Here is a 16,711-nt window from a genome sequence, read left to right on the forward strand (position 1 = left end):
CGTCGGTGTCGTGCGCGGTCGGTCGTGCGTCGTGCGTCGTGCGGCCCGGTGCCGCGGCCCCGTCCCCTCTGCGGGGCCGCGGCACCGGAACGGCCGTACGACCGTGTTCAGCTGGCGTGGTTGTCGTTCATGAAAGCCCCCCGGCTCCTCGTGTCCGCGCCGGCGCCCCCGCGCCCGCGCGTCCTCCATGTCGGTCCGCGAGACGGCATGGATCCCCCCAGGCCCCCTGCGTTGTCGATGGTCCGTCCGGCCCGGCCCGCCCCCGGTCAGACCAGTGGTACCGGCTCGGGCGAGCCGGGCTGCCAGGCCGTCAGCGGGGTGAAGCCGCGGTGGCCGCACTCCCCGAAGACCGTGACGGGCCCGCCGCCCGAGAGGGCGGCCAGCCGCCACAGCCCGGACCGCGAACGGCCCTGCGGCGGCGACACCGGCAGTGCGGACGTCCCCTGCGCGTCCGCCAGCTGCCAGGCCGCCTCCGCCCCGTCGCCCGGCACCGGCACCACGGGGCCCAGGACCACCGGCCAGGACTCCAGCCACGGGTCCTCCCGCAGCGCGGCCCCGTAGGCCTCCAGTGCCTCGCCGGTGCCCACCCCGGGCGGAGCGACGGCGGCCGGCGCCGCGGCCGCGGTACGGTCCCCCAGCTCCGCCCGCAGCCCCGCCGACCCGGGCCGGAAGCGGGCCTCCGCCTCCAGCACCAGCCCGACGGGCAGTGCCAGCCCCGGCGGCCGTCCGGGCGGACCGAAGTCCAGGACCAGCGCCGGGCGTCCGCCCTCCAGCCCGCGCAGCCATATCCGGCGGGTGGTGAGCCGGCCGTCCGGGGACACCGAGTCGTACTGGGCCAGTACGAGCCAGCGGTCCCGGACGGTCTCCCCCTCCGCCGCGGACGGCAGCCCCACCCGGCTCCGGACGGTCGCGGCCAGCGGCTCCGGCAGCCCGGACACCCCCAGCCAGGCCCTGCCCAGCAGGTGCAGCAGCGCGAACTCCTCAAGCATCCGGGCGGGCCAGCCGGGGCCGCAACCGGGTATTGCCCCCAACTCCCGTGCCCGCGCGGCCAGTCCGGGCGCCTGGGCGTCGACCATCCGGGCCGCGACCTCCTCCCACGGGGCGTAACCGGCCTGCTGCTGCCCGGCTATCCCGCCGCGCAGCAGGTCCACCAGCCGCTGCTCCAGCTCCGTGACGCCCGCGCCGATCCGCTCGGCCCGCCGCTCCGCCCGCCTGCGGGCCGCCCCGGCGTCCACCGGACCGGCCGCCGGCCGCGCCGCCCTCGCGGCGCGCCCCGCGAGCCATTCCCCCGCCCAGTCCGGCGGCTCGGCCGGATCGCCGAACCCCTGCGCCGCCCAGAGCAGCAACAGCCCCAGGGCGTGCTTGCACGGGAACTTCCGGCTGGGGCAGGAGCACGTGTACGCGGGCCCCGACAGGTCGACGACCGTCCGGTACGGCGTACTGCCGCTGCCCTTGCACGATCCCCACACCGAACCGGAAGCGGAACCTCCGGTCTGTGACCACGGACCCGCCGCGCCCAGCCTGCCCCCCGCCTTGCGCGACGCGTCGTCAGGAGCCAGAGCCAGTACCTGTTCCGCCGTCCAGCGGACCCCCTGCTCAGTCATGTGAACCACCGTAGAGACCCCCACTGACAATCGCTCTGACCAGCAACGACGCCCGGAACGAGGGGGGTTGTCAGTGGCATGGTGCACGGTGGTTCCAGCAGCCGGGAGCGGCTGCCGAGCACTGGAGGGGGACCATGACCACGCCCGGGAACAGCACCGGCACCGAGGCACTGCGACCGCACGCCGAGGACGCCTTCGCGCACGAACTGAAAGCCCTCGCCGCCCAGGACGACCGCCCCCGCCCGGCCCGCTGGAAGCTCTCCCCGTGGGCCGTGGCCACCTACCTCCAGGGCGGCACCCTCGCCGACGGCACCGTCGTCACGCCCAAGTACGTCGGACCGCGCCGGATCGTCGAGGTCGCCGTCACCACCCTCGCCACCGACCGCGCCCTCCTCCTGCTCGGCGTTCCCGGCACCGCCAAGACCTGGGTCTCCGAGCACCTCGCCGCCGCCGTCAGCGGCGACTCCACCCTCCTCGTCCAGGGCACCGCCGGCACCCCCGAGGAGGCCATCCGCTACGGCTGGAACTACGCCCGCCTCCTCGCCCACGGCCCCAGCCGCGAAGCCCTCGTGCCCAGCCCCGTCATGCGGGCCATGGCCGAGGGAACGACCGCCCGCGTCGAGGAACTCACCCGCATCCCGGCCGACGTACAGGACAGCCTCATCACCGTCCTGTCCGAGAAGACCCTGCCCGTACCGGAGCTCGGCGAGGAGGTGCAGGCCGTCCGCGGCTTCAACCTCATCGCCACCGCCAACGACCGCGACCGCGGGGTCAACGAGCTCTCCAGCGCGCTGCGCCGCCGCTTCAACACCGTCGTCCTCCCGCTGCCCGCCACCGCCGACGCCGAGGTCGACATCGTCGCCCGCCGCGTCGACCAGATGGGCCGCGCCCTGGACCTGCCCGCCGCGCCCGAGGGACTGGAGGAGATCCGCCGCGTCGTCACCGTCTTCCGGGAACTCCGCGAAGGCGTCACCGACGACGGACGCACCAAGGTCAAGACGCCCAGCGGCACCCTGTCCACCGCCGAGGCCATATCCGTCGTCACCGGCGGACTGGCCCTCGCCGCCCACTTCGGCGACGGCGTCCTGCGCCCCGGCGACGTGGCCGCCGGGATCCTCGGGGCCGTCGTCCGCGACCCGGCCGCCGACCGCGTCGTCTGGCAGGAGTACCTGGAAGCGGTCGTCCGCGAGCGGGACGGCTGGAAGGACTTCTACCGCGCCTGCCGCGAGGTGACGGCATGAGCCCGCCGGCCGCCGGACCGCTGCTGCTGGGCGTCCGCCACCACGGACCCGGCTCCGCACGCGCGGTCCGGGCCGCCCTGGACCGCGCGCGCCCGAAGGCCGTGCTGATCGAGGGCCCGCCCGAGGGGGACGCCCTGCTGCCCCTGGCCGCCGAGCCCGGGATGCGCCCGCCCGTCGCCCTCCTCGCGCACGCCGCGGACGACCCCGCCCGGGCCGCGTTCTGGCCGCTGGCCGCCTTCTCCCCGGAGTGGGCCGCCCTCCGCTGGGCCCAGGCCCGGGACGTGCCGGTGCGCTTCATCGACCTGCCCGCCGCCCATGCGCTGGCCGCGCGGGAGGAGGAGCCGGGCGCCACCGGGGAGCACGCCGCCGGCCCGGTCGCCGTCGATCCGCTCGCCGTGCTCGCCGAGACCGCCGGGTACGAGGACCCCGAGCACTGGTGGGAGGACGTCGTCGAGCACCGGGGCACCGGGGAGGCGCGGGACCCGCTGGCCGTCTTCGAGGCCCTGGCGGAGGCCATGGGCGCCCTGCGCGAGACCTACGGCGACGGCGGCCGAGGACGCGACCTCGTCCGCGAGGCGCACATGCGGCAGCGGATGCGGGCGGCCCGCAGGGAGTTCGGCGACGACTACGCCGTGGTGTGCGGGGCCTGGCACGTCCCGGCGCTGCGGGCCCGGTCCACGGTGGCGGCGGACCGGGCACTGCTCACCGGACTGCCCAAGGTCAAGGTGGAGACCACGTGGGTGCCGTGGAGCCACCGCAGGCTCGCCAGGGCCGGCGGATACGGCGCGGGCGTCGCCTCGCCCGGCTGGTACGCGCACCTGTTCGCGGCCCCCGACCGGCCCGTCGAGCGCTGGCTGACCAAGGTCGCCGGGCTGCTGCGCGAGGAGGACCGGCAGGTCTCCTCCGCCCACGTGATCGAGGCGGTCCGGCTGGCGGAAACCCTGGCCGCCGTGCGCGGCCGCCCGCTGCCCGGCCTCACGGAGACCCTGGAGGCGGTGCGGGCCGTGATGTGCGACGGCTCCGACGTACCGCTCGCGCTGGTCGAGGACCGGCTCGTCGTCGGCGACGTGCTCGGCGAGGTCCCGGACGCGGCGCCCGTCGTACCGCTCCAGCGGGACCTCACCCGCCGGCAGCGCACGCTGCGGCTCAAGCCCGAGGCGCAGCGGCGCGACCTGGAGCTGGACCTGCGCAAGGAGTCCGACGCGGCCAAGTCCCTGCTGCTGCACCGGCTGCGGCTGCTCGGTATCGACTGGGGGACCCCGACGGCCTCCCGGAGCGGTACGGGCACCTTCCGGGAGACCTGGCGGCTGTGCTGGGAGCCGGAGCTGTCGGTGCGGGTCGCCGAGGCCGGCATCTGGGGCACCACCGTGCCGGGGGCCGCCACCGCCAGGGCGGAGGCCGACGCGGCGGCCGCCCGGGAGCTGGGGGAGGTCACCGCGCTGGCCGAGCGGTGCCTGCTGGCCGGGCTGTCGCAGGCCCTGCCGGCCGTGCTGCGGGCGCTCGCCGACCGGGCGGCGCTGGACACGGACGTGGCCCGGCTGGCCGGGGCACTGCCCGCGCTGGCCCGCGCGCTGCGGTACGGGGACGTACGGGGCACGGACGCGGCCGCGCTCGGCACGGTCGCGGCCGGGCTCGCGGAGCGGATCTGCGTGGCCCTGCCGCCGGCCTGCGCGGCCGGGCTCGACGCCGACGGGGCGGCGGAGCTGCGGGGCCACCTCGACGGGGTGCACGGGGCGGTCGGCCTGCTGGCCGACGCGGACCCGGGGCTGAGGGAGCGCTGGTCGGCCGTGCTGCGGACGCTGGCCGGGCGGGAGACCGTACCCGGCGCGCTCCGCGGGCGGGCCGCGCGGCTGCTGCTGGACGACGGCCGGCTCCCGGCCGGTGAGACGGCCCGGCTGATGGGGCTCGCCCTGTCCCCGGCGGCGTCCCCGGCCGACGCGGCGGGCTGGATCGAGGGGTTCGCCGGGGGTGCCGGCGGCGGGACGCTGCTGGTCCACGACGAACGGCTGCTGGGGCTGATCGACGCCTGGCTGGTGTCGGTGCCCGAGGGCGCCTTCATCGACGTACTGCCGCTGCTGCGGCGCACGTTCGGGGCGTACGAGCCGGGTGTGAGGCGGACCCTGGGCGAGCTGGCCCGCCGCGTCCCGGGCGCCCGCACGGCGTCCACCGCCGCCCCGGCCGGCTTCGCCCCGGACCTGGACCCGGTCCGCGCGGACGCGGTGGCGGACCTGGCCCGGCTGCTCCTGGGGGCGGCCGGGGCACACGCGCAACGAGAGGGGATCGGGAGATGACGGAGATCGGCACCGGAGCCGCCGGAGACGAGCGGCTGCGGCGGTGGCGGCTGGTGCTCGGCGGGGAGGACGACGGGACCGGCCTCGCCCTCGGCGGGCGGGACGCGGCGATGGACGGGGCGCTCGGGGCGCTCTACGGCGGCGGCCGCGCGCAGGGGCAGGGGCAGGGACAGGGGGAGCGGTCCGCCGGGCTCGGGGGCTCCGCCCCGCGCGTCGCGCGCTGGCTCGGGGACATCCGTACGTACTTCCCGAGCCCGGTGGTCCAGGTCATGCAGCGGGACGCCATCGAGCGGCTCGGCCTGTCCACGCTGCTGCTGGAGCCGGAGATGCTGGAGGCCGTCGAGCCGGACGTCCACCTCGTCGGCACCCTGCTGTCGCTGAACAAGGCCATGCCCGACACCACCAGGGAGACGGCGCGGGCCGTGGTCCGCAAGGTGGTCGAGCGGCTGGAGGAGCGGCTCGCGGCGCGCACCCGGGCCACCCTGACGGGCGCGCTGGACCGCTCCGCGCGGGTCAGCCGTCCCCGCCACCACGACATCGACTGGGACCGGACCATCCGGGCGAACCTGAAGAACTACCTGCCGGAGCACCGGACCGTCGTCCCCGAGCGGCTCGTCGGCTACGGCCGGGCCTCGCGGGCGGTCAGGAAGGAGGTGGTCCTCTGCGTCGACCAGTCGGGCTCGATGGCGGCCTCGGTCGTCTACGCCTCCGTCTTCGGGGCCGTCCTCGCCTCCATGCGGTCCATCGCCACCCGCCTGGTCGTCTTCGACACGGCCGTGGTCGACCTGACGGACCAGCTCGACGATCCGGTGGACGTCCTGTTCGGCACCCAGCTGGGCGGCGGCACCGACATCAACCGCGCCCTCGCCTACTGCCAGTCCAAGATCACCCGACCGGCCGACACGGTCGTCGTCCTGATCAGCGATCTCTACGAGGGCGGGATCCGCGACGAGATGCTGGGGCGGGTGGCCGCGATGAAGGCGGCCGGGGTGGAGTTCGTGACCCTGCTGGCCCTGTCCGACGAGGGGGCTCCCGCCTACGACCGCGAGCACGCCGCGGCCCTGGCGGCACTGGGCGCGCCCGCCTTCGCCTGCACCCCCGGCCTGTTCCCGGAGGTGATGGCGGCCGCGCTGGAGAAGCGCCCCCTCCCGGTCACCTGAAGGTCACGCCCTCGGCGGATCGCACGAAGACGCAGTTCAACCGTGAGGCGATCTGTGACAGGTATCACCGCTCAGGTGTGATCCCTGATTTAGGGACCCACGTCCCACGGGGATAACCTGCGAGACGGACATGCCGCGTCCACGGTCACCGTGTGCGCCTTCCTAGTGACAGCGCCGTCACGTTGCCCTCCGCGGCACGCCCACGCAGATAGCAGACAACCGCGAATCACTGCGAATCTTTGAAGACAAGGGACGGACGCGCGTGGACCTGTTCGAGTACCAGGCGAGGGACCTCTTCGCCAAGCACGGTGTACCGGTGCTGGCCGGTGAAGTCATCGACACGCCTGAGGCGGCTCGCGAGGCCACCGAGAAGCTGGGCGGCAAGTCGGTCGTCAAGGCCCAGGTGAAGGTCGGCGGCCGTGGCAAGGCCGGTGGCGTGAAGCTCGCCGCCACCCCCGACGAGGCCGTCGCCCGCGCGACGGACATCCTCGGCATGGACATCAAGGGCCACACGGTCCACAAGGTGATGATCGCCGAGACCGCGCCGGAGATCCTGGAGGAGTACTACGTCTCCTACCTCCTGGACCGCACCAACCGCACCTTCCTGGCCATGGCCTCGGTCGCCGGCGGCATGGACATCGAGCAGGTCGCCGAGGAGACCCCGGAGAAGCTCGCCAAGGTCCCGGTGAACGCCAACGAGGGCGTGACCATCGAGAAGGCCCGCGAGATCGTCGAGCTGGCGAAGTTCCCGGCCGAGGTAGCCGAGAAGGTCGCCGAGGTCCTCGTGACCCTGTGGAAGACCTTCATCGCCGAGGACGCGCTCCTCGTCGAGGTCAACCCGCTCGCGAAGGTCGCCTCCGGTGACGTCATCGCGCTCGACGGCAAGGTCTCGCTCGACGAGAACGCCGAGTTCCGCCAGCCGTCCCACGAGGAGTTCGTGGACCACGCGGCCGCGAACCCGCTCGAGGCCGCCGCCAAGGAGAAGGGCCTCAACTACGTCAAGCTCGACGGCGAGGTCGGCATCATCGGCAACGGCGCGGGTCTCGTCATGAGCACCCTGGACGTCGTCGCGTACGCCGGTGAGAACCACGGTGGCGTCAAGCCCGCCAACTTCCTCGACATCGGCGGTGGCGCCTCCGCCGCCGTCATGGCCAACGGCCTCGAGATCATCCTCGGCGACCCGGACGTCAAGTCCGTGTTCGTCAACGTCTTCGGTGGCATCACCGCTTGTGACGAGGTCGCCAACGGCATCGTCCAGGCGCTGAAGCTGCTCGAGGACCGGGGCGAGGCGGTCACCAAGCCGCTGGTCGTCCGCCTCGACGGCAACAACGCCGAGCTGGGTCGCAAGATCCTCTCGGACGCCAACCACCCGCTGGTGCAGCGCGTGGACACCATGGACGGTGCGGCCGACAAGGCCGCCGAGCTCGCGGCTGCGAAGTAAGGGCAGAGGTCACAGACTCACATGGCTATCTTCCTCAACAAGGACAGCAAGGTCATCGTCCAGGGCATGACCGGTGCCACGGGCATGAAGCACACCAAGCTGATGCTGGCTGACGGCACCAACATCGTCGGTGGCGTGAACCCGCGCAAGGCCGGCACGACCGTCGACTTCGACGGCACCGAGGTCCCGGTCTTCGGCTCCGTCGCCGAGGCGATGGAGAAGACGGGCGCCAACGTCTCCGTCCTCTTCGTCCCGCCGGCCTTCGCCAAGGCCGCCGTCGTCGAGGCCATCGACGCCGAGATCCCGCTGGCCGTCGTCATCACCGAGGGCATCGCGGTGCACGACTCCGCCGCCTTCTGGGCGTACGCGACCGCCAAGGGCAACAAGACCCGCATCATCGGCCCGAACTGCCCGGGTCTGATCACCCCCGGCCAGTCCAACGCCGGCATCATCCCGGGCGACATCACCAAGCCCGGCAAGATCGGTCTCGTGTCCAAGTCCGGCACGCTGACCTACCAGATGATGTACGAGCTGCGCGACATCGGCTTCACCTCCGCCGTCGGCATCGGTGGCGACCCGGTTATCGGCACCACGCACATCGACGCCCTGGAGGCCTTCGAGGCCGACCCGGAGACCGAGCTCATCGTCATGATCGGCGAGATCGGCGGCGACGCCGAGGAGCGTGCGGCGGACTTCATCGCGAAGAACGTCACCAAGCCGGTCGTCGGTTACGTCGCGGGCTTCACCGCCCCCGAGGGCAAGACCATGGGCCACGCGGGCGCCATCGTCTCCGGCTCCTCCGGCACCGCGCAGGCCAAGAAGGAGGCCCTCGAGGCCGCCGGCGTCAAGGTCGGCAAGACGCCGACCGAGACGGCCAAGCTGGCGCGCGAGATCCTCGAAGGCGCCAAGTAGGCGTCGGCAGGACGGTCGTGAGGGCGTGGCCCGCACCCTTCGGGGTGCGGGCCACGCCCTTTTGTCATTCGAGCCGGGGGTGGAGCCGGTGGGGGCCGGCGGCCGGGTCGGCGCGGAGCTTGTCCTGGAGGTACCGGCTCGTCTCGGTGAGCCTCGGGGGGCCGCTCAGCGGCGGGACGCCGGAGACGCTGGCGCCGGGGGCGACGGGCGGCTCGTAGTGGTCCGGGGCGGTAACGGTGGTGTACCCCGTCGAGGCGGCGATGACCGCCGTCAGGACGAGCGCGGCCCGCGACAGCCGCCGGGCCCGGTGCTCGCTGACGGCGCGGACCGTGGCCGCGGGGCGCGGCTCCAGGGACACGGCGGGCCGTACCGCGCCGAGCCGCTCGCGCAGCATGGCCGACCGTCGCTCGGGCGTCGCCCCGGCCGGCAGGGGGATCCGGCGGGCCAGTTCGGCGTGCGCGCGCAGCAGGCGGTGCCCGGTGGCCGGGGTGCTGGCCTCGGTCTCGGCGGCGGTGTCGGGCAGGTCGAGGCCGACGCCGTCGTAGAGCAGCACCGTGCGGCGGTGTACGGGCGGCAGCGCGAGGAGGGCCTCCAGCAGGATCCGGTCGGCGGTGTCGGCCGGGGGCTTGTCGGGGCGGCGGTGGGCCCGGCGGAACCGGTGCCAGGGGGAGAGGGCGTACTCGTGGGCCGCCGAGCGCACCCAGCCGACGGGGTCCCGGTCGGTGGCCACCTCGGGCCAGCGGCCCCAGGCCTGACGGAACGCCACCTCGACGGCGTGCAGGGCGAGGGAGCGGCGGCCGGTGAGCAGGTAGGTCTGGCGGACGAGCGCGGCCGCGGCGTGGTCGTAGAGGGCGTCGAAGGCCTCGACGGCGTCCCGCGGGGGTCTCGGGCGGGGCCCGTACGGCGGGCCCGGCGGGGCGGGGTCCTGCTCCGGGGCGGGACCGATCTGCGGAAACGGTTCCTCAGGGGTGTGGGCCGGTGCGGGGTCCTGGCGGGCGGGCCCGGTGGCGGCGGGGGCGGCCGGGGCGCCAGGGTGCGTGGGCGCGCCGGGGGCCGGGGCCGGCTGGGCGTCGGCCGGGTCCTGGGGGGCGGGCCCGGTGGCGGCGGGGGCGGCCGGGTGCGGGCGGGGCCCGGCCGGGGCGGTGGTGCCGCGGGGGTCCGTGGGCGCGCCGGGGGGCGGGGCCGGCTCCGTCGGGGAGGCGGGCCCGGTGGTGCGGGGCGCGGCCGGGGCGGGTGGGGTCGGGGCGGCGGGGTCCGCGGGGGCGCCGGGTGAGGCCGGGGCGGCGGGCGTGAGCGGGGCCCCGGCGTCCGCGGGGGTGCCGGGAGTGGCCGGGGTGCTGGGGCCCGCGGGGGTGCCGGGGGTGGCTGCTGCCGGGGCTTCGGCGTCGCTGCCGGGGGCCCGGTGGGGGTCGCCGTGGGCGGCGGCGTCCGTGACGGGCCGCCCGGCCATCCGGGCCGCGGCGGCGCCGTCGCCCGCCGGTCCGCCCGGGGCCGGACCGGCGGCGGTCTCGGCGGGGGCGCCCTGCGGGGCCGGGTCGCCCGGGGCGGCCTCGCGCGGGGCCGGGCGGTCGCGGTGCGGCGCCGGCTTCGCGGAGCGCTTGCCGGCGGTCCGGGGCCGGTGGGTGGGCGGGCCCGCGGCCACGGGCCGTACCGGCGCCTTGGACCCGGCGGCCGCGAGCCGGTCCAGGAGCCCCGCGTACGCCTCGCGCGTGCGCCCGCGGGGCTCGGTGCGGCCGCACTCCCAGGAGCGGACGGTGGTCGCGGTCACGCCGACCTCCGCCGCGACCTCCTCGTACGTCAGCCCGCCCGACTCGCGCAGCCACCGGCGCTCCTTGGGGGACGGGAGGCCCAGCTCCGAACCGGAGGACGCTTCGACGTCTTGTGTCATGCCACTCTCCCCGCGACACGGCTGCTCTGGGCAATAAAGTACATAAACGTATCTTGGACGACACAACGGACAATCAGTCGTTACCAGGACATAGCGCGTGTCGAGGGCACCATGGCCACGTGACCCAAGTGACCGAACGCGGGACGCCGTTGCAGGAGGCCCCACGGCACGCGGCCGCGCGGCGCCGTTCACCGGCGGCCGCCGCCTGTGTGCTGGGCGGCGCCGTGGCCGCCGGACTGGGGCTCGGCTTCCTCGCCGTGCTCGTGATCGTGCTGTGGATCAGTTCCCCCTACCCGGACAGCGGACCCGGCGGCGCGCTGCACCTCGCCGCCGGGCTGTGGCTGATGGCCCACGGCACCGAACTCGTCCGCTACGAGACCCTCTCCGGGGTGCCCGCACCAGTCGGCCTGGTCCCGCTGCTGCTCGTGGCGCTGCCCGTGCTGCTCATGCGGCGCGCGGCCCGGCTGGGCAGTGCCTCGGGGGACGCCGCCGGGGCCGAGGGGGACGAGGTGCTGCCGGCCGCCGCCGTGTTCTCCGCCGTGACCTGCGGCTACCTGACGGTCGGTGCGTTCGCCACCGTGTACGCGGCGGGCGGGCCGATGCCGGCGGACCCGCTCAGTGCCGCCTGGCACGTGCCGCTGGTGGCCGTACTCGCCGCCGCCGGCGGGGTGTGGGCGGCCAAGGGCAAGCCGTCGGGGCCGCTGCCGGAGTGGGTGCCGGGGAGCGTACGCCGGGCCGTGGCACGCCCCCGTTACGCGCTGGCGCTGCGCTCCGGCGCGGCCGGGGTGCTCGTCCTGCTGGGCGGCGGGGCCCTGCTCGTCGGGATCTCGCTGGCCTGGCACGGGCCGGAGGTGCAGAACTCGTTCCTGGCGCTGACCGGGGTGTGGTCGGGGCGGTTCGCGGTGCTGCTCGTCGCGGTGGCGCTGATCCCCAACGCGATGGTGTGGGGCGCGGCGTACGGGCTCGGCCCCGGGTTCGCGCTCGGCGCCGGGGTGGTGGCGACCCCGCTCGGGCTGGACCGGGCCGCGGCGCTGCCGAGGTTCCCGCTGCTGGCGGCGCTGCCGGCGCCGGGGCCGGGGAGCCCGCTGACGTGGGCGGCGCTGGGGCTGCCGGTGGCGGCGGGGCTGACGGTGGGGTGGTTCGCGGTGCGGCGGGCGCGGGAGGTCTCGTACGGGGAGACCGCGCTGACGGCGGCGCTGGGCGCGCTGGTGTGCGGGCTGGCGATGGCCGGTCTCGCGGCCGCTTCGGCGGGGCCGCTGGGGTCGCGGATGCTGGCGGGCGTCGGGCCGGTGTGGTGGGCGGTGGGCGGCGCGGCGGCGGTGTGGACGCTGGTGCTGGCGGTGCCGTTGGCGGTGGGGGTGCAGGCGTGGCGGACCCGGCCGGTCCGCTCCGCGGAGGGGGACGCGTGGCACGACCCGGGGGTGCGGGAGCTTCGGTGGGAGGCGTTGCGGAGGGCGGCGGACCCGCTGGTCGCTCCCGCGGCGGTGTCTCCGCCGGTGGCTCCGCCGGTGGTGGTGGCTCCGGTGGAGCCGATCCCGCAGCCGGTGCCGGATCCGGTGCCGGAGCCGATCCCGCAGCGGGTGCCGGATCCGGTGCCGGTGGCGGAGCCCGTGCTGCCCGTGGCGGTGACGGGAGCGCGGGTGCTCGCGCGGCGCCGGCCGGAGTCCTGAAGGAGCCGCTGCGCGGGCCGGATCCCCTACCCGCCCTTCGCCCGTTCCCCGGGGCTCCGCCCCAGCCCCCGCGCCTCAAACGCCGGCGGGGCTGAAAGGACCCGGGGCTCCGCCCCAGCCCCCGCGCCTCAAACGCCGGCGGGGCTGAAAGGACCTGGGGCTCCGCCCCCGGACCCCGCGCCTCAATCGCCGGCGGGGCTGAAAGGACCCGGGGCTCCGCCCCCGGACCCCGCGCCTCAAACGCCGGCGGGGCTGGAAATTCGCTGCGCGAATTCCAGCCCGCGCGGCGTTTGAGCGCACCGGGCGCGCAGCGCCCGGTATCGGGGTCCGGGGCGGAGCCCCGGGGCCTTTGAGCCGCGCCCGGCGGCTGAGGGCGAGAACGGGTGAAGGGCGGGTAGGGGACGGCCCCGCGCAGCGGAGGGGTCTGCGCCCCCGAGGGGTCAGCGTTGGACTCGGAGGATCTTGCCCAGGGTGTTGTCCGGGAGGAGGGTGTTGCACTTCAGTTCCGCCGTGCGGGTCAGCGCGTCGTCGCGGCAGACGTAGAAGTCCTTGTACGCCAGCTGCAGCGCGTACGACCCCGCCGCCAGCAGCAGCGCCAGCGTCGCCGTGACCAGCCCGCTCACCGCCGCCGCGCGCTGCGGCCGGGCCGCCGGGCCGAGGGCGGACAGGCCGCCGGGGTCCGCGTCGGTCGCCGGGCGGCCGCGGAGGGCGCTGATGCCCCAGTACAGGGCCAGCGCGCCCAGCAGCAGCCCGACCGACGGGATGCCGAAGATGCCGAAGAAGAAGCCCCACATGCCCGCCAGGAGCGCGTAGCGGGCGCGCCGCTGGACCGGGTCCATGGGGTCCCACCTGGCCGGACCGCCGCCCTCGCCGGGATCGCCCGGGCCGCCGCCCGAACCGCCGCCGTCCTGCGGCCGCTGCGGCTGCCGGGGCTCCCACGGCTGGTCGGGCCGGCCCTCCGGGGGCGCCGCGAAGGGGTTGTCGTCGGTCGAGGGGTCGGGCTGGCGGCGGTCCGGCATCGAGAGTGTGACTTCCCCTGAGTCGTGCGCGGGCGCGCCCCGCGTACGAGGGCGCGTTCCGCGGCGTTCGCGGCTTGTACGCCAGACGCTACCGCCCGGCCGTCCCCCCGTCCCTCGGGGGCGGTCCGGTGTGCCGGTATCGTTGCAGGCGGTCGGTGGCTTCGTATGGTTCCCCGTATATCGGTACCCCGAAGTTTCGTATGACCGCACAAGACGAATGTCGCAAATCCTGTGAGAAAGGGCCTCACATGGCCGCCTCCCGCCTGGTCGTGCTGGTTTCCGGCTCCGGCACCAACCTCCAGGCCCTGCTCGACGCCATCGAGGCCCACCCCGGCGGAGCCGAGGGTTTCGGGGCCGAAGTCGTCGCCGTCGGCGCCGACCGCGACGGCATCGCCGGTCTGGAGCGGGCCGAGAAGGCGGGGATCCCCACCTTCGTGTGTCCGGTGAAGGCCTACGCCAGCCGCGAGGAGTGGGACGCGGCGCTCACCGAGGCGACCGACGCCCACGCGCCGGACCTGGTCGTCTCCGCCGGCTTCATGAAGATCGTCGGGAAGAGCTTCATCGACCGCTTCGGCGGCCGGTTCGTCAACACCCACCCCGCCCTCCTCCCGGCCTTCCCCGGAGCGCACGGGGTGCGCGACGCCCTCGCGTACGGGGCGAAGGTCACCGGCTGCACGGTCCACTTCGTGGACAGCGGCGTGGACACCGGTCCGATCATCGCCCAGGGTGTCGTGGAGATCCGGGACGGGGAGGACGAAGCCGCGCTCCATGAGCGCATCAAGGAAGTCGAGCGCCAGCTGCTCGTCGACGTCGTGGGGCGCCTGGCCCGGCACGGCTACCGCATTGAGGGACGAAAGGTAACAATCCAGTGACCGCCAACGAAACGACGACGGCTACGACCCAGCGGCCGATCCGCCGCGCGCTCGTGAGTGTCTACGACAAGACGGGACTGGAAGAGCTGGCCCGCGGCCTGCACGAGGCGGGCGTCGCGCTCGTCTCCACGGGCTCCACCGCGTCGAAGATCGCCGCCGCCGGGGTCCCCGTCACCAAGGTCGAGGAGCTCACCGGCTTCCCCGAGTGCCTCGACGGCCGCGTCAAGACCCTCCACCCCCGCGTGCACGCCGGCATCCTCGCCGACCTGCGCCTGGAGGACCACCGCAACCAGCTCGCCGAGCTGGGCGTGGAGCCCTTCGACCTGGTGATCGTGAACCTGTACCCCTTCCGGGAGACCGTCGCCTCGGGCGCCACCCCGGACGAGTGCGTCGAGCAGATCGACATCGGCGGCCCCTCGATGGTCCGCGCCGCCGCCAAGAACCACCCCTCGGTCGCGGTCGTCACCAGCCCCGCCCGCTACGCCGACGTCCTCGCGGCCGCCCAGGGCGGCGGCTTCGACCTGGCCGCCCGCAAGCGGCTCGCGGCCGAGGCCTTCCAGCACACCGCCGCCTACGACGTGGCCGTGGCCTCCTGGTTCGCCGACGACTACGCCGCCGCTGACGACTCCGGCTTCCCCGACTTCCTCGGCGCGACGTACGCGCGGGGCAACGTGCTGCGCTACGGCGAGAACCCGCACCAGGGCGCCGCGCTCTACGTCGACGGCACCGGCGGCCTGGCCGAGGCGGAGCAGCTGCACGGCAAGGAGATGTCGTACAACAACTACACGGACACCGACGCCGCGCGCCGGGCCGCGTACGACCACGCCGACCCCTGCGTCGCGATCATCAAGCACGCCAACCCGTGCGGCATCGCGACCGGTGCGGACGTCGCCGAGGCGCACCGCAAGGCGCACGCCTGCGACCCGCTCTCCGCGTTCGGCGGCGTCATCGCCGTCAACCGCCCGGTGACGGTGGAGCTGGCCGAGCAGGTCGCGGAGATCTTCACCGAGGTCATCGTGGCCCCGGCGTACGAGGACGGCGCCGTCGAGGTGCTGGCCCGCAAGAAGAACATCCGCGTGCTGCGCGCCGAGGGCGCCCCGGCCAACCCGGTCGAGGTCAAGCCGATCGACGGCGGTGCGCTGCTCCAGGTCACCGACCGCCTCCAGGCCGAGGGCGACGACCCGGCGAACTGGACGCTGGCCACCGGCGAGGCGCTGTCCGCCGGGGAGCTGGCCGAGCTCGCCTTCGCGTGGAAGGCCTGCCGGGCCGTCAAGTCCAACGCGATCCTGCTCGCGAAGGACGGCGCCTCGGTCGGCGTCGGCATGGGCCAGGTCAACCGCGTCGACTCGGCGAAGCTCGCCGTCGAGCGGGCGGGCGCCGAGCGCGCGCAGGGCTCGTACGCGGCCTCCGACGCCTTCTTCCCCTTCCCCGACGGTCTGGAGATCCTGACCGCCGCCGGTGTCAAGGCCGTCGTCCAGCCGGGTGGTTCGGTCCGCGACGAGCAGGTCGTCGAGGCCGCGAAGAAGGCCGGCGTGACGATGTACTTCACCGGTACCCGCCACTTCTTCCACTGAGCGGCCCGGTAGCGCAGCAACGGCGAAGGCCGCGTCCCGCACTGCGGGACGCGGCCTTCGCCGTGAGCGGTGTGTACTGCCCGTACTGCCTGCTGCTTACTTCTTGACGACGATCGTGCCGGCGGCACGGTCGTGCCAGCCCTGGAGCTTGCCCGAGTTGTCGAAGAAGGGGGAGAGGTAGACCAGGACCTGGCCGATGCCGCAGAGGACCGAGCCGACCATCGGGATGATCCAGCGGATGAAGCCGCCGCCGATGCCGGGGACCTGGCCCGTGTTCTCCTTGACGACCTTCAGGCCGAGGGCCATCTTGCCGACGGTGGCGCCGACGAAGGCGATCATCAGCCATTCGTAGAGCAGGGTGGCGAGACCGAGGATCAGCAGACCGCCGAAGAAGGCGGCGAAGATGCCGCCCGCGGCCTCGCCGGCCTGCGCCGACGCCTCGTTGAGGCAGGTGCTGTACTCGGGGGACAGCGGGTCGATGCCCGAGCAGTCCTTGATGTCGCTGGCCGCACCGAAGGCGCCGGCGAACACGACGGAGCTCAGGATGAAGTACAGGACACCGATGATCAGGCCGTCGATCAGGCGGGCGCCGAAGCGGCGGCCCATCGTGGCGACCTGGACGGTGCCGAGGCCCGCGACGTTGATGTAGCCGTTGTTGGCCTGGAGGGTACCCGGCGCCTGGGGCGGGACACCGTAGGGCTGCTGGCCCTGCTGCGGGTAGCCGTAGCCGGGCTGGCCCTGCGGCGGGACGCCCTGGGGGGCCTGCTGCGGGTAGCCGTAGCCGGGCTGGCCCTGCGGCGGCTGCTGAGGCTGCTGCCCGTAGGGGTTGTTCGGGTCGCCGAAGCTCATCTGGGTCTTTCCTCCGTGAAGTGCGGGGACGCACGGCACGCTGGAGGACACTTGCTTCTGCGGTACGCCCCCCGGCACTGCCCGCGGCACTCTTTCCGATCGTCTTGCTGCCCGTCATCGTGGTGGGCCCGCACCTGGCTTGTCCAGCCGGTTGCCGGGGCGCGCCAGACTTGTTGTGCAAGTGCAATCA

Annotated in this window: 12 protein-coding genes; 8 read left to right on the forward strand and 4 right to left on the reverse strand. The window is 74.9% G+C overall.

The annotated features are described in order from the left end of the window. Window positions 1–266 precede the first annotated feature (266 nt). Complete coding sequence (locus D1J60_RS21365) at window positions 267–1,604, reverse strand: SWIM zinc finger family protein (protein ID WP_125822163.1); 1,338 nt, start codon at window positions 1,602–1,604, stop codon at window positions 267–269. A gap of 134 nt (window positions 1,605–1,738) precedes the next feature. On the opposite strand from D1J60_RS21365, the gene D1J60_RS21370 reads away from it, so the two are divergent. The 5 genes from D1J60_RS21370 (at window position 1,739) to sucD (ending at window position 8,649) form a co-directional block, all read left to right on the forward strand. Beyond that, window positions 1,739–2,845 (forward strand): AAA family ATPase, encoded by a 1,107-nt coding sequence (locus D1J60_RS21370; protein ID WP_125822164.1) that lies wholly within the window; start codon window positions 1,739–1,741, stop codon window positions 2,843–2,845. Beyond that, entirely contained in the window at window positions 2,842–5,136 is a 2,295-nt protein-coding gene (locus D1J60_RS21375) for a DUF5682 family protein (protein ID WP_125822165.1), read from the forward strand. Before D1J60_RS21370 ends, D1J60_RS21375 begins: the two co-directional genes overlap by 4 nt. Next, the gene (locus D1J60_RS21380; RefSeq protein WP_125822166.1) at window positions 5,133–6,296 is read left to right on the forward strand and encodes a VWA domain-containing protein; all 1,164 of its coding nucleotides are present in this window, start codon (window positions 5,133–5,135) and stop codon (window positions 6,294–6,296) included. Before D1J60_RS21375 ends, D1J60_RS21380 begins: the two co-directional genes overlap by 4 nt. A gap of 262 nt (window positions 6,297–6,558) precedes the next feature. Next, window positions 6,559–7,737: an ADP-forming succinate--CoA ligase subunit beta gene (gene sucC / locus D1J60_RS21385; RefSeq protein ID WP_007265995.1), complete on the forward strand. Its 1,179-nt coding sequence runs from the start codon at window positions 6,559–6,561 to the stop codon at window positions 7,735–7,737. Between the two features lie 21 nt (window positions 7,738–7,758). Continuing rightward, window positions 7,759–8,649, forward strand: coding sequence for a succinate--CoA ligase subunit alpha (gene sucD / locus D1J60_RS21390; protein ID WP_045952187.1), 891 nt, complete (start codon window positions 7,759–7,761; stop codon window positions 8,647–8,649). Between the two features lie 64 nt (window positions 8,650–8,713). Here sucD and D1J60_RS38675 read toward each other — a convergent pair whose 3' ends face one another. After that, complete coding sequence (locus D1J60_RS38675; RefSeq protein ID WP_277607507.1) at window positions 8,714–10,537, reverse strand: helix-turn-helix domain-containing protein; 1,824 nt, start codon at window positions 10,535–10,537, stop codon at window positions 8,714–8,716. A gap of 119 nt (window positions 10,538–10,656) precedes the next feature. On the opposite strand from D1J60_RS38675, the gene D1J60_RS21405 reads away from it, so the two are divergent. Beyond that, window positions 10,657–12,207, forward strand: coding sequence for a DUF6350 family protein (locus D1J60_RS21405; protein ID WP_125822167.1), 1,551 nt, complete (start codon window positions 10,657–10,659; stop codon window positions 12,205–12,207). A 440-nt stretch (window positions 12,208–12,647) separates the two neighbouring features. Here D1J60_RS21405 and D1J60_RS21415 read toward each other — a convergent pair whose 3' ends face one another. Continuing rightward, entirely contained in the window at window positions 12,648–13,226 is a 579-nt protein-coding gene (locus tag D1J60_RS21415) for a hypothetical protein (RefSeq protein ID WP_125602680.1), read from the reverse strand. A 248-nt stretch (window positions 13,227–13,474) separates the two neighbouring features. On the opposite strand from D1J60_RS21415, the gene purN reads away from it, so the two are divergent. Together purN and purH are read left to right on the forward strand one after the other, a co-directional pair. Next, window positions 13,475–14,098, forward strand: a complete 624-nt coding sequence (gene purN, locus D1J60_RS21420) for a phosphoribosylglycinamide formyltransferase (RefSeq protein ID WP_125602682.1) — start codon at window positions 13,475–13,477, stop codon at window positions 14,096–14,098. After that, window positions 14,095–15,672: a bifunctional phosphoribosylaminoimidazolecarboxamide formyltransferase/IMP cyclohydrolase gene (gene purH / locus D1J60_RS21425; protein WP_125602684.1), complete on the forward strand. Its 1,578-nt coding sequence runs from the start codon at window positions 14,095–14,097 to the stop codon at window positions 15,670–15,672. The genes purN and purH overlap by 4 nt, the downstream gene beginning before the upstream one ends. A gap of 96 nt (window positions 15,673–15,768) precedes the next feature. Here the strand turns inward: purH and D1J60_RS21430 are convergent, their stop codons facing one another. Beyond that, on the reverse strand, window positions 15,769–16,521 hold the full coding sequence (locus D1J60_RS21430) for an RDD family protein (RefSeq protein ID WP_125822168.1): 753 nt from the start codon (window positions 16,519–16,521) through the stop codon (window positions 15,769–15,771). Window positions 16,522–16,711 lie beyond the last annotated feature (190 nt).

It is taken from the genome of Streptomyces sp. W1SF4 (assembly GCF_003950035.1).
Lineage (GTDB): Bacteria > Actinomycetota > Actinomycetes > Streptomycetales > Streptomycetaceae > Streptomyces > Streptomyces racemochromogenes.

Coding starts and splice junctions, on each gene's coding strand:
- D1J60_RS21375 (WP_125822165.1), top strand. CDS start 2,842: ATGAGCCCGCCGGCCGCCGGACCGCTGCTGCTGGGCGTCCGCCACCAC.
- D1J60_RS21430 (WP_125822168.1), bottom strand. CDS start 16,521: ATGAGCTTCGGCGACCCGAACAACCCCTACGGGCAGCAGCCTCAGCAG.
- D1J60_RS38675 (WP_277607507.1), bottom strand. CDS start 10,537: ATGACACAAGACGTCGAAGCGTCCTCCGGTTCGGAGCTGGGCCTCCCG.
- sucD (WP_045952187.1), top strand. CDS start 7,759: ATGGCTATCTTCCTCAACAAGGACAGCAAGGTCATCGTCCAGGGCATG.
- D1J60_RS21370 (WP_125822164.1), top strand. CDS start 1,739: ATGACCACGCCCGGGAACAGCACCGGCACCGAGGCACTGCGACCGCAC.
- D1J60_RS21380 (WP_125822166.1), top strand. CDS start 5,133: ATGACGGAGATCGGCACCGGAGCCGCCGGAGACGAGCGGCTGCGGCGG.
- D1J60_RS21415 (WP_125602680.1), bottom strand. CDS start 13,226: ATGCCGGACCGCCGCCAGCCCGACCCCTCGACCGACGACAACCCCTTC.
- D1J60_RS21365 (WP_125822163.1), bottom strand. CDS start 1,604: ATGACTGAGCAGGGGGTCCGCTGGACGGCGGAACAGGTACTGGCTCTG.
- purN (WP_125602682.1), top strand. CDS start 13,475: ATGGCCGCCTCCCGCCTGGTCGTGCTGGTTTCCGGCTCCGGCACCAAC.